This window comes from Streptomyces sp. NPDC005574 (genome assembly GCF_040605435.1).
In the GTDB taxonomy this organism is placed as follows: Bacteria; Actinomycetota; Actinomycetes; order Streptomycetales; family Streptomycetaceae; genus Streptomyces.
In genome coordinates this window covers 49,216-61,813 of the sequence record NZ_JBEXCW010000051.1, presented here as the reverse complement: position 1 = coordinate 61,813, position 12,598 = coordinate 49,216, and the positions used below count along the sequence as shown (strand labels likewise).

Sequence of the window (12,598 nt, the reverse complement as noted above, 5' to 3'; positions counted from 1 at the left end):
TTTGGCACGCTGTTGAGTTCTCAAGGAACGGACGCTTCCTTTGTACTCACCCGAGAGACTCTCTCGCGGCTTTCCTCCGGGCGCTTCCCTTCGGTCTTGCGTTTCCGACTCTATCAGACCGTTTCCGTATCCGATTCCCTGTCGGGGGGTTATGCCGAATGGCTTTGGCTTTCGCTGTCGGCCTTTCGACATTCACTACGTTAGCCGATCCCCCTCGCCAACTCATAATCGAGTTGGGCGAGTCCCGAATTCAGGCATGCACGCACGCCGAACTCACCCCCGCTGAGGGGGGAGGTCGTATGTAGTGGGTTGGCCACTTCCGGCTGCTGGCGATCGCCGTACCCGGGTCAAGCGGCTCGGGATACATTACGCACCTTCCCAAGACGCGTCAACTTGGGCGACGCCGGGGCACATGGGCCCGATAGGGGCTCACCGTCGGGTCGTTGGCGACCCAGAAGCGCCACGGGTGGACACCTCCGTCGCCGGCCACTCCGGTGCGCGGACCGTTGCGTACCTGGTCGCCGGGCACGGGAGTGCCGGTCAGCACGCGCAGCGGGGTCTCACCGGGCGCGCAGGCGTCCGTACCGTTCAGGGCCCGGTCCACACCCAGGGCGGTCGCCAGGCGGGCCGGTCCTTTGGCCAGTTCCTTGTCATGTCGGGCCGAGAGTCTACGTTTGCGGGCCGACTCGACCCCTTCGACGATCTCGCCCGCGCGCAGCAGGACCGCACTCGACGTGCCCTCGGGCCCGCACACGAGGTTCATGCAGAACCACATGCCATAGGTGAAGTAGACGTACACGTGTCCCGGCGGACCGAACATCACGCCGTTGCGGGCCGTGGGGCCGCGATACGCGTGTGAGCCCGGGTCGTTGGGTCCGTCGTAGGCCTCGACCTCCGTCAGACGCAGCGTGAGGGGACCGTCGGGAGTGCTGCGGACCAGGAGCCGGCCGAGGAGGTCGGGGGCGACCTCCAGTACAGGTCGGTCGAAGAACTCGCGCGCGAGGGGCGTACGGTCGGGGGTCGCGATCATGCCGTCCGAGGGTAGTGCAGACGGGTGGACGCAACGGGCTGGTCAAGGCGCCCTCGCCTTGCCAGGGTGAAGGCGCGGAACCGGCCGGGGCCGGATCGCGTTTCTAGGGATCAAGACCCACACGTAAAGGGAGTGTCATGGCGTTCAAGAAGCTGCTCGCGAGCCTGGGGGCCGGCGGGGCTTCGGTCGAGACGGTGCTGACCGAGGTCAACGTCGTTCCGGGCGGCGTCGTCCAGGGCGAGGTGCGGATCCAGGGCGGCTCCGTCAACCAGGCCATCGAGGGACTCTCGGTCGGACTGCAGGCCAAGGTCGAGGTCGAGAGCGGCGACGAGGAGTACAAGCAGAACATCGAGTTCACGAAGCTGCGGCTCGGTGGCGCCTTCGAGTTGCAGGCGGGTGCCGTGCACTCCGTGCCGTTCGGGCTCGAGATCCCGTGGGAGACGCCGATCACGACGATCGACGGCCAGACGCTGCGCGGCATGAACGTCGGGGTGACCACCGAGCTGGCGATCGCCCGCGCCGTGGACTCCGGCGACCTCGACCCGATCAACGTGCACCCGCTGCCCGCGCAGAAGGCGATCCTCGACGCCTTCATCCAGCTGGGCTTCCGCTTCAAGAACGCCGACCTGGAGCGCGGTCACATCCGGGGCACCCGGCAGAAGCTGCCGTTCTACCAGGAGGTCGAGTTCTACCCGCCGTCGCAGTACCGCGGCCTGAACCAGGTCGAACTGAGCTTCGTGGCCGACGAGCACGCGATGGACGTCGTCCTGGAGATGGACAAGAAGCCCGGGCTGTTCAGCGAGGGCAGCGACACCTTCCGCTCCTTCCAGGTCGGTCTGCACGACTACCAGGGCACCGACTGGGCGGGCTATCTCAACCAGTGGCTGTCGGAGGTCGGCAGCAAGCGCAACTGGTTCTAGGCTCGGAACCACCAGTTCCAGGCATCGTTCAGGAGGTACCGAGGTGACCGAGCTCAAGCGGCGGCCGCTCCCCCATGACTTCCACCCGCCCGTGCCGTCGTTCACGGTCACGAGCGAGGACGTCCCGGCGGGCGGGACACTGGAGGACGCTCAGGTCCACGCGGCCGGCAACACCTCACCGCACCTGCGGTGGGAGGGCTTTCCGTCCGAGACCAGGAGTTTCGCCGTCACGTGCTACGACCCGGACGCCCCCACGGGCAGCGGGTTCTGGCACTGGGTGGTGTTCGACATCCCGGCGTCGGTGACGGAACTGGCGACGGGTGCCGGCACCGGCGACTTCAAGGGACTCCCGGAGGGCGCCGTCCAGGCGCGCAACGACTACGGGTCGAAGGACTTCGGCGGTGCCGCGCCGCCGCCCGGTGACGGGCCGCACCGGTACGTGTTCACGGTGTACGCCGTGGACGAGGAGAAGCTCGGCCCGGACGCGGACGCGAGCCCCGCCTACGTGGGTTTCAACCTGCGGTTCCACACGCTGGCCCGCGCGCAGCTGATCGCTGAGTACGAGGTGCCCGCCGAAGGATGACGTTCATTGAACGTTTGCCCGCCTCTGGTCTTGGAATTGATCAGGGGCGGGCATTTTTTTATTGCGTTGTCCATCTCGGCGTGCCCGGCCAGAGTTGATCCAAGCCCGCCGGAGGGTGGGTCGGTGCGCATGGGAGGTGGGCTGGATGCGGGACACGCTGGTGCTGAACGCGAGCTTCGAGCCGCTGTCGACGGTGACCTTGAATCGAGCCGTCGTTCTGGTGCTCCAGGACAAGGCCGTCGTCGAGCAGGCCCACCCCGAACTGCGCATGCGCGGAGCCGTGGTCGACATACCCGCGCCCCGGGTGATCAGGCTCTGCAGGTACGTACGGGTGCCGTTCCGAAGACAAGCCCCGTGGTCGAGGCGGGGCGTTCTGGTGCGTGACCGGCACAGGTGCGCGTACTGCGGACGGCGGGCTACCACCGTCGACCACGTCGTGCCGCGCGCGCAGGGTGGTCAGGACTCGTGGCTGAACACCGTCGCGTCCTGCGCCGAGGACAACCACCGCAAGGCGGCGCGCACTCCGGACCAGGCCGGTATGCCGCTGCTGCGGCAGCCCTTCGAGCCGACTCCGGCGGACGCGATGCTGCTGTCGCTGGGGCACGAGGACTTCGACGCGCTGCCGGAGTGGCTGGCCCAGCCGGCGGCCTAGACGACGGTTCCACGACTGCGGGCCCGCACCCCGAGAGGGTGCGGGCCCGCAGTCGTGGAGGCGGGACGTCAGTCGAGCGACGGCTTCTCCCGGCGTTCCGCGCCCCCGGAGTTGCCTCCGCCGGAGTTGCCCCCGCCGCCGAAGTTGCCGAAGGCGCCGGACAGGCCCTTGAGGGCGTCGCCGATCTCGCTGGGCACGATCCAGAGCTTGTTGGCGTCGCCTTCGGCGATCTTCGGGAGCATCTGGAGGTACTGGTAGGAGAGCAGCTTCTGGTCCGGGTCGCCGGCGTGGATGGCCTCGAAGACCGTACGGACGGCCTGGGCCTCGCCCTCGGCGCGCAGGGCCGCTGCCTTGGCCTCGCCCTCGGCGCGCAGGATCTGGGACTGCTTCTCGCCCTCGGCGGTGAGGATGGCCGCCTGGCGCGTGCCTTCCGCGGTGAGGATCGCGGCGCGCTTGTCACGGTCGGCGCGCATCTGCTTCTCCATCGAGTCCTGGATGGAGGTGGGCGGCTCGATGGCCTTGAGCTCGACGCGGTTGACGCGGATGCCCCACTTGCCGGTGGCCTCGTCGAGGACACCGCGCAGGGCCGCGTTGATCTCCTCGCGGGAGGTCAGGGTCCGTTCCAGGTCCATGCCGCCGATGATGTTGCGGAGCGTGGTGACGGTCAGCTGCTCGATGGCCTGGATGTAGCTGGCGACCTCGTAGGTCGCGGCGCGCGCGTCGGTCACCTGGTAGTAGATGACCGTGTCGATGTTGACGACCAGGTTGTCCTGGGTGATCACCGGCTGCGGCGGGAACGGCACGACCTGTTCACGCAGGTCGATGCGGTTGCGGATGGTGTCTATGAACGGGACGACGATGTTGAGGCCCGCGTTGAGTGTTCGCGTGTAGCGGCCGAAGCGCTCGACGATGGCCGCGCTCGCCTGCGGGATGACTTGGATCGTCTTGATCAGGGCGATGAAGACCAGCACCACCAGAATGATCAGAACGATGATGACCGGTTCCATCGTCGGCTCCCCGTGCCCTTCTTTGCATCGGCGTTTTCGGAAGATCTTATGCTTGTTGAAGATCTTGCTGGTCGAGTCTGACAGACCGTCGTTTGGCCCGTGGGGCGTTCTGTTCAGTACGTCCTGCGAGGTCACATGACGATCGCCGTGGCGCCTTCGATGTCCACGACGTCGACTTCCTGACCCACCTCGTAGGTGCGGTCGGTGTCGAGCGAACGGGCCGACCAGATCTCCCCGGCCAGCTTGATCCGGCCACCGCCGGAGCCGTCGACGCGCTCCAGCACGACGGCCTGCTTGCCCTTCAACGCGTCGATGCCGGTGGCGAGTTGGGGTCGCTGCCCGCGGTGCCGGTTGGCGATGGGCCGTACGACGGCGATGAGCGCGACCGATACGGCGGCGAAGACGAGCACCTGGACGACGACGCCGCCGCCGAGTCCGGCGACGATCGCGGCCGCGACGGCGCCCACGGCGAGCATGCCGAACTCCGGCATCGCGGTCACCACGAGCGGGATTCCGAGCGCTGCCGCGCCTACCAGCCACCACACCCATGCGTCGATGTCGTTCACATGGTCATGGTAGGTCCGCAAGTCCCGTCGCGGACAGGGCGCGATGGGGCGGGAAGGGGCTTTCTACCGTTGATTTCGCGGTAGTTCGGGGTTTACGACAGCGGGAGGCCCTGCGCGGTCCAGCGCTCGCCGACCTGCTCGACGACGAGCGGGAGGCCGAAGCAGAGGGAGAGGTTGCGGGAGCTGAGTTCGAGCTCCAGCGGGCCGGCGGCCAGGACCCTGCCCTGGCGGATCATCAGGACGTGCGTGAAGCCGGGCGCGATCTCCTCGACGTGGTGCGTCACCATGATCATCGAGGGGGCGATCGGGTCGCGGGCGAGGCGGCCGAGACGGCGGACCAGGTCTTCGCGGCCGCCGAGGTCGAGGCCGGCGGCCGGCTCGTCGAGGAGCAGCAGCTCGGGGTCGGTCATCAGGGCGCGGGCGATGAGGGTGCGCTTGCGCTCGCCCTCGGAGAGGGTGCCGAACCGGCGCTCCAGGAAGTCGCTCATGCCGAGGCGGTCGAGGAAGGCGCGGGCGCGCTGCTCGTCGATGTCCTCGTACTCCTCCTGCCAGCCGGCGGTCATGCCGTAGGCGGCGGTGAGCACGGTCTGCAGGACGGTCTGGCGCTTGGGCAGCTTGTCGGCCATGGCGAGACCGGCCATGCCGATGCGGGGGCGCAGTTCGAAGACGTCGGTACCGGGCCGGCCGAGGGTCTCGCCGAGGATGGTGGCGGTGCCCTGGCTGGGGTAGAGGTAGCTGGAGGCGACGTTCAGGAGGGTGGTCTTGCCGGCGCCGTTCGGGCCGAGGATGACCCAGCGCTCGCCCTCCTTGACCGACCAGGAGACCTGGTCCACCAGAGCCCGGCCCTCACGGACCACGGATACGTCCTGAAGCTCCAGAACATCGCTCATGAGCGCGTTGTCTCCCCTTGCAGTGTGGCCGGTCTCGGCTGTCGCGTTCGCCTGTGGCGTGGTCCGGCGCGCCGGTGGGCGCAGCCCTCATGGAAATCTACGCCACCGGTCGGCCGCTCCATTCCATCGGTCCGGTCCTTAGGGTGGGGCCATGCTTTCGGAACCACGTTCAGGACGCCTCGCAGCCTGGGGAAATGCCCTGTTGGCCGGACTTGTCTCGCCGGACGACGCCGTGCTCGCCATCGTCGGCGAGGACGCGGTGCACCGTGTGGAGGGGCTGCCGGGTGAGTCGGGTCCCGTCGGTCTGACGCTCGCTCTCGGGCGGCTGCGGACGCTCGGGGCGAGCGGGTTGCGGGTCGCGCTGCCCGCGCCCGGGCATCCGCTGGGGCTGAGCGGACCGCCGGAGTTCAACGCGCGGGCGCTGGACGCCGAGGAGGCGGTGATCTGCTTCGGGGCGGCGCTCGGGCTGGTTCCGGAGGTGTACGAGGCCGGGCCCGCCGGGGACGTGCACGTCGAGGTGGTGTGGCACTGCCTGGCGGTGCGGGAGGCGCCGCCCGCCGATGTGCCGTCGCTGGGTGAGGCCGAGCGGGAGCTGGCGGAGGCTCTGCGGGAGGCGACCGAGGTGCTGTCGCGGCTGGATCTGGCCGGGTCGGGTCCGGTGGCCGAGGCGGCGATCGACGCGTACCGGGCGCGGGCCGAGCGGGGCCGGGAGGCGCTGGCGCCGGGGTATCCGCCACGGGCGGTGCGGGTGCTGGAGCTGGCGCAGCGGGTGGCGCTGCTGGTGTCACTGGCGTACGAGAACGGGCCCGGGGGTGCGGTGAGCGCCTCCGAGCTGGCCGTGCGGGCGCAGGCGCTGCGGCCGGTGGAGCGGACGGCTCGGCGGGCGCAGGTGGCGGCGTACAACGCGATGGTGGAGGAGCGTGAGCGGTGAGTCGTACGTCATGGTGACTGCCTCGGGGTCTGTCCCCGGGGCACCTGCCGGCCCTGCGGGCCTTGTCCTCGAGCTCCGGACGGGCTGGATCGGATGCCTCGCCCGCATGTTGCCGGACGGCCGGGCGGGCGGCTGTGATCGCCTCTCGTCCGCAAGCGCCGGACGGGCTGGATCGGTTCGCACGCGCGGGAGGGGCCCCAGGAGTCCTTGTCGACTCGTGGGGCCCCTCCGGGGTGGTGCGGGTCAGCCGTTGACGCCGGTGTTGCCGAACGCGGGGTTCAGCAGACCGATGACGTTCACGCTGTCGCCGACGACGTTCACCGGGATGTGGACCGGGACCTGGACGACGTTGCCGGAAGCGACGCCCGGCGACTTCACGGCCGCGCCCTCGGCACCCGCGTCGGCGAAAGCGGCACCGGCGGACGCGCCGGCGGCGATACCGGCGACGGTGAGCGCTACGGCTGCCTTCTTGGCGATGTTCATGAGAAGCGTTCCTCCTGCGTTTGCGTGTTCGACCCGGCCGCGGGTCGTTGGCTGGTCAACGCGGCAGTGCTCCGTAACGGCACGCGTCGCCGGCTTCAAGCGCCCGTTCGGGTCAATGGAACGTACAAGCTGACCGGCCTGCCGGTGGGCACGGGAGGCCGGGGTCACCACCTGCCGACGGCAGGCGTCAGTGGTTGAGGCCGAGGTTGCCGAAGGCGGGGTTCAGCGCACCGATGACGTTCACGCTGTTGCCGACCACGTTCACCGGGACGTCCACGGGGGCCTGCACGAGGTTGCCCGAGGCGACGCCGGGCGAACCGGCGGCCTGGCCGTGGGCGACGGCGCCGTCGGTGGCGGAGGCCATGCCGGCACCCGCGGCGATCAGCCCGCCGGCCACCATCGTCACGGCCGCTGCCTTCTTCAGCTTGTTCACTTCTGAGCCCTCCTGGTGATGACCGCGGCAGTCGCCGCGGCACGCACTGGAGAACGGCGGAGATCCCCGGAGGATGCGCCATCCGGGGGACATTCCCACGACGGTATGAATCTCAGCCCGGAGCGGAACCGTCCGTATTGACGTACCTGGTCGCTCCGGCGCACCGACCGGGGCGTGGATCAGCCGGTCACGCCGTGGCGGACGGCCCACAGGGCGGCCTGGGTGCGGTCGGCGAGGTCGAGTTTCATCAGGATGTTCGAGACGTGCGTCTTGACGGTCTTCTCGGAGAGGACCAGCGCCCGGGCGATCTCCCGGTTGGAGCGGCCGTCCGCTATCAGGGTCAGCACCTCACGCTCCCGCTCCGTCAGCGAACCGCCCCTGCCATGCCCCGAGTTGGTGACCTCCTGGGACAACAGGGCGCCCGCGACCTCGGGTTGGAGCAGGATGTGGCCGGCGTGGACGGAGCGGATGGCGCCGGCCAGGGCGTCGGGGTCCACGTCCTTGTAGACGTAGCCGGCGGCGCCCGCGCGCAGGGCCGGGACCACCGTGCGCTGCTCGGTGAAGCTGGTGACGATCAGCACGCGCACGGGGTTGTCCAGTTCGCGCAGCTTGCGCAGGGCCTCGACGCCGTCCATGCCCGGCATCTTGACGTCCATGAGGACGACGTCGGGCCTGAGTTCCTCGGCGCGGGCCACTCCCTCGGCGCCGTCCGCCGCCTCGCCGACCACCTCGATGTCGTCCTGCACCTCCAGGAAAGTGCGCAGGCCACGGCGGACCACCTGGTGGTCGTCGACGAGCAACACCCTGATCGCGTCAGCCACCGGGGACCTCCATCTCGATCGTGGTGCCCTTTCCGGGCGCCGATTCGACGGTCAGGCCGCCGCCGGCCCCGTCCGCCCGGTCCCGCATGGAGACCAGGCCGAGGTGGCGGCCGCCGCGCCGTACTGACTGCGGGTCGAAGCCGCACCCGTCGTCCGTGACCCGCAGGACGGCCCCGCCGGCCCGGCGCACGAGGGTGACGTCGACGTGCCGGGCGCCGGAGTGCCGCAGCGCGTTGTGCAGGGCCTCCTGGGCGACGCGGAGCACGGCCTCCTCCTGAGCGGCGGGCAGCGCCCGGACGCCGTCCGCGCCGAAGGTCACGCGCGCGGTGTGGGCGCGGTCGAGGACCTGGACGTGGGTACGGAGGGTGGCGACCAGGCCGTCCTCGTCCAGCGCGGCGGGGCGCAACTCGACCACGGCGGCGCGCAGTTCGTCGGCGGCCTCGGCGGCGAGCGCGGCCACCTGCTGCAACTCGCCCTTGGCGCGGGAGGGATCGCGGTCGACCAGGGCGGCGGCCGCCTGGGCGGTCAGGCGCAGGGAGAACAGCTTCTGGCTGACCGCGTCGTGCAGTTCGTGGGCGAGCCGGGAGCGTTCCTCGGCGATCGTCAGTTCCCGGCTGCGTTCGTAGAGGCGGGCGTTGGTGAGGGCGATCGCCGCGTGCTGGGCGAGGAGTGCGAGCAGTTCCTCGTCCTCGGGGGTGAAGCCGCAGCTCCCCTGCTGTTTCTCGCAGTTCTTGTTGGCGAGGAACAGCGCGCCGATGACCTCGTCGCCGTCCCGGATGGGCAGGCCGAGGAAGTCGGACATGTCGGGGTGGGCGGCGGGCCAGCCCTCGAAGCGGGGGTCCTGGCGCACGTCGGCGAGGCGCTCGGTCCTCGCCTCGCGCAGCATCGCGGCGAGGATGCCGTGCTGGCGCGGGAGGGGGCCGATGGCCTTCCACTGGGCGTCGCTGACGCCGTCCACGACGAACTGGGCGAAACCGCCGTGGTCGTCGGGGACCCCGAGGGCGGCGTACTGGGCGTCGAGCAGTTCACGGGCCGAGGCCACGATCGTCTTGAGGACGTCGCGGACCTCCAGGTGCCTGCTCATGGCCAGCAGCGCGGAGCTCACCGCGGCGAGGCCGGACCGGGGGCCTTGACTCATGCCCTCACGGTACCGGCGGCCTGTGACAGCGCGGATCGGACCGGTGACGGCCACCGCCCCGGTCTCTGGTCCTAGGTCCGGGGTCGGGGATGGACGGCGTAGGACGAACGGCCCCGCCGGGCTGCGGCCCGCGCCCGAGGCGGGACGGGCGGCCCCGTTCCTACGGTGGGGTCGGCGCCGCAAGGACGGCGCGACGGACGAGGGGACGGTGGAGACATGCCGGTGGCGATGATCACGGGGGCGTCGAAGGGGCTGGGGCGGGCGCTCGCCGGGGCGCTGGCCGCCAAGGGCTGGGACCTGGTGCTGGACGCCAGGGGGGCCGGGGTGCTGGCGGAGGCGGCGAAGGAGGTCGCCGCGCACGGCACGCGTGTGGAGGCCGTGCCGGGGGACGTCACGGACGCCGGGCACCGCGCCGGTCTGGTGGCCGCGGCGCGCGGTCTCGGCGGCCTGGACCTGCTGGTGCACAACGCGAGCGCGTTGGGGGCCGAGCCGCTCCTGCGGCTGGCCGAGCTGCCCCTGGAGGGGCTGCGGCGGGCGCTGGAGGTGAACGTGGTGGCCGCGCTGGGCCTGGTCCGGGAGGCGCTGCCGCTGCTGCGCGCGTCGGCGGCGGGGACGGTGATCGCGGTCAGTTCGGACGCGGCCGCCGAGGCGTACGAGACGTGGGGCGGTTACGGGGCGTCGAAGGCGGCCCTCGACCAGCTGACGGCGGTGCTGGGTGTGGAGGAGCCGGAGCTGCGCGTCTGGGCGGTGGACCCCGGGGACATGGCCACGGACCTGTACGCGGCGGCCGTACCGCAGGACGACGGGCCGCGACCGGCACCGGAGGATGTGGTGCCGGCGTTCCTGCGGCTGCTGGACGAGCGTCCGGTGAGCGGCCGCTACGCGGCTCCCGCCCTGGTGGAGGGCCGATGACGCTGGCGGTGCGGGTGCCGCAGGCGTTGTCGGCGCGGGTGCCGGCGGAGCAGCGCGGGCCCGGGCTGGACCGGGACGCCGTACGACTGCTGGTGTCGCGTGGCACGGAGGTGTCGCACCACGCGTTCGCGGAGCTGCCGCGGTTGCTGCGGGCCGGGGACCTGCTGGTCGTCAACACGTCATCGACGCTGGCCGCCGCCGTCGACGGCCGGGTGGGGCACGCGCGCGTGGTCGTGCACTTCTCGACGCGCGGGGACGACGGGCGGTGGGCGATCGAACTGCGGGAACCGGACGGGCGGGGCACCACACGCGCGCGTGCGGGTGGGCCCGCCGGAACACGGGTCCGGCTTCCCGGGGGGACGCGGCTGGTCGTGGAGGAGCCGGTGGGTGCGGGCGGTGATCGGCTGTGGTGGGCCCGGGTGTGCGGGCCCGAGGTGCTCGGGGCCCCGCGCGCGGCGGGGGCCGGGGTGCTCGGGACGCTGCGGGAGTTCGGGCGGCCGATCCGCTACTCCTACACCGAGCGGGACCAGCCGCTGTCCGCTTACCAGACGGTGTTCGCGCTGCCGTCCGCCGACGGGGCGGGCAGCGCGGAGATGCCGAGCGCGGCGCGGCCCTTCACCGCGCGGCTGGTGGCGGAGCTGGTGAGCCGGGGGGTGCAGTTCGCCCCGGTCACGCTGCACACCGGGGTGGCGTCGGCGGAGTCGCACGAGCCGCCGTATCCGGAGTGGTTCGCGGTGCCGGAGGCGTCGGCGCGGCTGATCAACGCGGTGCGGGCGGGTGCGGGCCGGGTCGTGGCGGTCGGTACGACGGCCGTGCGGGCGGTGGAGTCCGCCGCGGGCGGCGACGGGGTGGTCCGGGCGGCCGAGGGCTGGACGGGGCTCGTGGTGACGCCGGAACGGGGTGTGCGGGTGGTGGACGGGCTGCTGACCGGGCTGCACGAGCCGCGGGCGTCGCATCTGCTGATGCTGGAGGCGATCGCCGGGAGTGCGGCCGTCGACCGCGGGTACGAGGAGGCGGTGGCCGAGCACTACCTGTGGCACGAGTTCGGGGACGTGCACCTCGTCCTTCCGCCGTCCACCGGAGCGGGGAACTCCTCACGCTGAGCATTGCGCCCGCAACCGCTGGTGAGGTCGGGGGCCGCCGCGTGTGAGCCCGCGCATAGGGCCCAGATCACGTACGAAGGGGCATAGGAGATGGACATGTCCCTTATGAGCGGCAAAGACGGTCCAGTCTGTCCCGATTTGCCCTTCCCTGATCCACTATCGAGGATCGTACGTCACACCTTTGCCTCTGGATTTTGCGCCCGCTAAGAATTGCTCTCGTCGCTCAGCGCCGCGGATGTCGTCCGCGGCGTTTGTGCCGGAAGCACCCGTCCCCGCCGGACGAAGAGCGACCTCCGCGCTATCCGAAGAGGTCCGTCAGCCATGCCCCAGAACACCACCGCCCGAAGTCAGCGCCGCGTGCTCACCAGGACGCACAAGGCCGCGATCGCCGGTGTCGCCACCCTCGGTGCCGCCGCCCTGGCGTTCACCGCCGTCCCCGGTCACGGGCAGACGACGACCTCCGACGCCGCCGTCTCCTCGGCGCAGGTGGCCTACACCTCGGAGCAGTTCAAGGGCACGGCCGACGTCACGGAGCAGTTCGCCCGCACCAGCCTGCAGGGCAAGGCCGCCGCCAAGGAGAAGGCCGCGGCGGACGCGGTCGCGAAGAAGAAGGCCGCGGCCGAGGCCGCCGCGAAGAAGAAGGCGGCCGCCAGGGCCGCCGCGCAGGCCGCCGCCAAGAAGAAGGCCGAGCGGGAGCGCAGGGCCAAGCAGACGGCGAGCCGCTCGGTCAAGCGCATCGAGTTCAAGACCGTCGCCGCGAAGACCTACAGCAACAACCTCGACGGCTGGATCAGGCATTCGCTGGACATCATGCGGTCCAAGGGCATTCCGGGCTCCTACAGCGGCCTGCACCGCAACATCATGCGGGAGTCCTCGGGCAACCCGAAGGCGATCAACGGCTGGGACATCAACGCCATCAACGGCATCCCCTCCAAGGGCCTGCTCCAGGTGATACCGCCGACCTTCACGGCGTACCACGTCGCCGGGACCTCCTGGAACATCTACGACCCGGTGGCCAACATCACCGCGGCCGCCAACTACGCGGCGGACAAGTACGGCTCGATCGACAACGTCGACAGCGCGTACTGAGGTCGGCGCGGACCTCTGCACGCGGACGCCGAAGGGCGGC

At 70.9% G+C, this 12,598-nt stretch carries 15 protein-coding genes; 7 read left to right on the top strand and 8 right to left on the bottom strand.

What is annotated here, in order from left to right; all coding sequences use genetic code 11:
• Positions 1–388: 388 nt before the first annotated feature.
• Positions 389–1,030 carry a DNA-3-methyladenine glycosylase gene (locus tag ABZT03_RS27675; protein ID WP_356044008.1) on the bottom strand — a complete coding sequence of 214 codons (642 nt, stop codon included), beginning with the start codon at positions 1,028–1,030 and terminating at the stop codon, positions 389–391.
• Between the two features lie 137 nt (positions 1,031–1,167).
• On the opposite strand from ABZT03_RS27675, the gene ABZT03_RS27670 reads away from it, so the two are divergent.
• The 3 genes from ABZT03_RS27670 to ABZT03_RS27660 all read left to right on the top strand — a co-directional run bounded on the left by ABZT03_RS27670 (position 1,168) and on the right by ABZT03_RS27660 (position 3,185).
• Entirely contained in the window at positions 1,168–1,950 is a 783-nt protein-coding gene (locus tag ABZT03_RS27670) for a sporulation protein (protein WP_356044005.1), read from the top strand.
• Between the two features lie 43 nt (positions 1,951–1,993).
• Entirely contained in the window at positions 1,994–2,533 is a 540-nt protein-coding gene (locus tag ABZT03_RS27665) for a YbhB/YbcL family Raf kinase inhibitor-like protein (RefSeq protein WP_356044002.1), read from the top strand.
• Positions 2,534–2,678: 145 nt separating this feature from the next.
• The gene (locus tag ABZT03_RS27660; RefSeq protein ID WP_356043999.1) at positions 2,679–3,185 is read left to right on the top strand and encodes an HNH endonuclease; all 507 of its coding nucleotides are present in this window, start codon (positions 2,679–2,681) and stop codon (positions 3,183–3,185) included.
• A 68-nt stretch (positions 3,186–3,253) separates the two neighbouring features.
• Here the strand turns inward: ABZT03_RS27660 and ABZT03_RS27655 are convergent, their stop codons facing one another.
• The 3 genes from ABZT03_RS27655 to ABZT03_RS27645 all read right to left on the bottom strand — a co-directional run bounded on the left by ABZT03_RS27655 (position 3,254) and on the right by ABZT03_RS27645 (position 5,648).
• A complete protein-coding gene (locus tag ABZT03_RS27655; protein WP_356043996.1) occupies positions 3,254–4,192 on the bottom strand; it encodes an SPFH domain-containing protein in 939 nt (312 codons plus the stop codon).
• 131 nt (positions 4,193–4,323) lie between these two features.
• Positions 4,324–4,758, bottom strand: coding sequence for an NfeD family protein (locus ABZT03_RS27650; protein ID WP_356043993.1), 435 nt, complete (start codon positions 4,756–4,758; stop codon positions 4,324–4,326).
• A 92-nt stretch (positions 4,759–4,850) separates the two neighbouring features.
• Positions 4,851–5,648: an ABC transporter ATP-binding protein gene (locus tag ABZT03_RS27645; RefSeq protein WP_356043990.1), complete on the bottom strand. Its 798-nt coding sequence runs from the start codon at positions 5,646–5,648 to the stop codon at positions 4,851–4,853.
• 151 nt (positions 5,649–5,799) lie between these two features.
• On the opposite strand from ABZT03_RS27645, the gene ABZT03_RS27640 reads away from it, so the two are divergent.
• Positions 5,800–6,579 (top strand): hypothetical protein, encoded by a 780-nt coding sequence (locus ABZT03_RS27640; RefSeq protein ID WP_356043987.1) that lies wholly within the window; start codon positions 5,800–5,802, stop codon positions 6,577–6,579.
• Between the two features lie 243 nt (positions 6,580–6,822).
• Here the strand turns inward: ABZT03_RS27640 and ABZT03_RS27635 are convergent, their stop codons facing one another.
• The 4 genes from ABZT03_RS27635 to ABZT03_RS27620 form a co-directional block, all read right to left on the bottom strand.
• The gene (locus ABZT03_RS27635; protein ID WP_356043985.1) at positions 6,823–7,062 is read right to left on the bottom strand and encodes a chaplin; all 240 of its coding nucleotides are present in this window, start codon (positions 7,060–7,062) and stop codon (positions 6,823–6,825) included.
• A 187-nt stretch (positions 7,063–7,249) separates the two neighbouring features.
• Complete coding sequence (gene chpE / locus ABZT03_RS27630; protein WP_356043984.1) at positions 7,250–7,495, bottom strand: chaplin ChpE; 246 nt, start codon at positions 7,493–7,495, stop codon at positions 7,250–7,252.
• 179 nt (positions 7,496–7,674) lie between these two features.
• Positions 7,675–8,316, bottom strand: coding sequence for a response regulator transcription factor (locus ABZT03_RS27625; RefSeq protein WP_356043981.1), 642 nt, complete (start codon positions 8,314–8,316; stop codon positions 7,675–7,677).
• Complete coding sequence (locus tag ABZT03_RS27620; protein ID WP_356043978.1) at positions 8,309–9,454, bottom strand: GAF domain-containing sensor histidine kinase; 1,146 nt, start codon at positions 9,452–9,454, stop codon at positions 8,309–8,311. The genes ABZT03_RS27625 and ABZT03_RS27620 overlap by 8 nt, the downstream gene beginning before the upstream one ends.
• A gap of 216 nt (positions 9,455–9,670) precedes the next feature.
• Here ABZT03_RS27620 and ABZT03_RS27615 point away from each other — a divergent pair, with 216 nt between their 5' ends.
• The 3 genes from ABZT03_RS27615 to ABZT03_RS27605 all read left to right on the top strand — a co-directional run bounded on the left by ABZT03_RS27615 (position 9,671) and on the right by ABZT03_RS27605 (position 12,558).
• Positions 9,671–10,366, top strand: a complete 696-nt coding sequence (locus ABZT03_RS27615; protein WP_356043976.1) for an SDR family oxidoreductase — start codon at positions 9,671–9,673, stop codon at positions 10,364–10,366.
• Positions 10,363–11,469 (top strand): S-adenosylmethionine:tRNA ribosyltransferase-isomerase, encoded by a 1,107-nt coding sequence (locus tag ABZT03_RS27610; RefSeq protein WP_356043973.1) that lies wholly within the window; start codon positions 10,363–10,365, stop codon positions 11,467–11,469. Before ABZT03_RS27615 ends, ABZT03_RS27610 begins: the two co-directional genes overlap by 4 nt.
• 321 nt (positions 11,470–11,790) lie before the next feature.
• Positions 11,791–12,558, top strand: a complete 768-nt coding sequence (locus tag ABZT03_RS27605; RefSeq protein ID WP_356043971.1) for a transglycosylase SLT domain-containing protein — start codon at positions 11,791–11,793, stop codon at positions 12,556–12,558.
• Positions 12,559–12,598 lie beyond the last annotated feature (40 nt).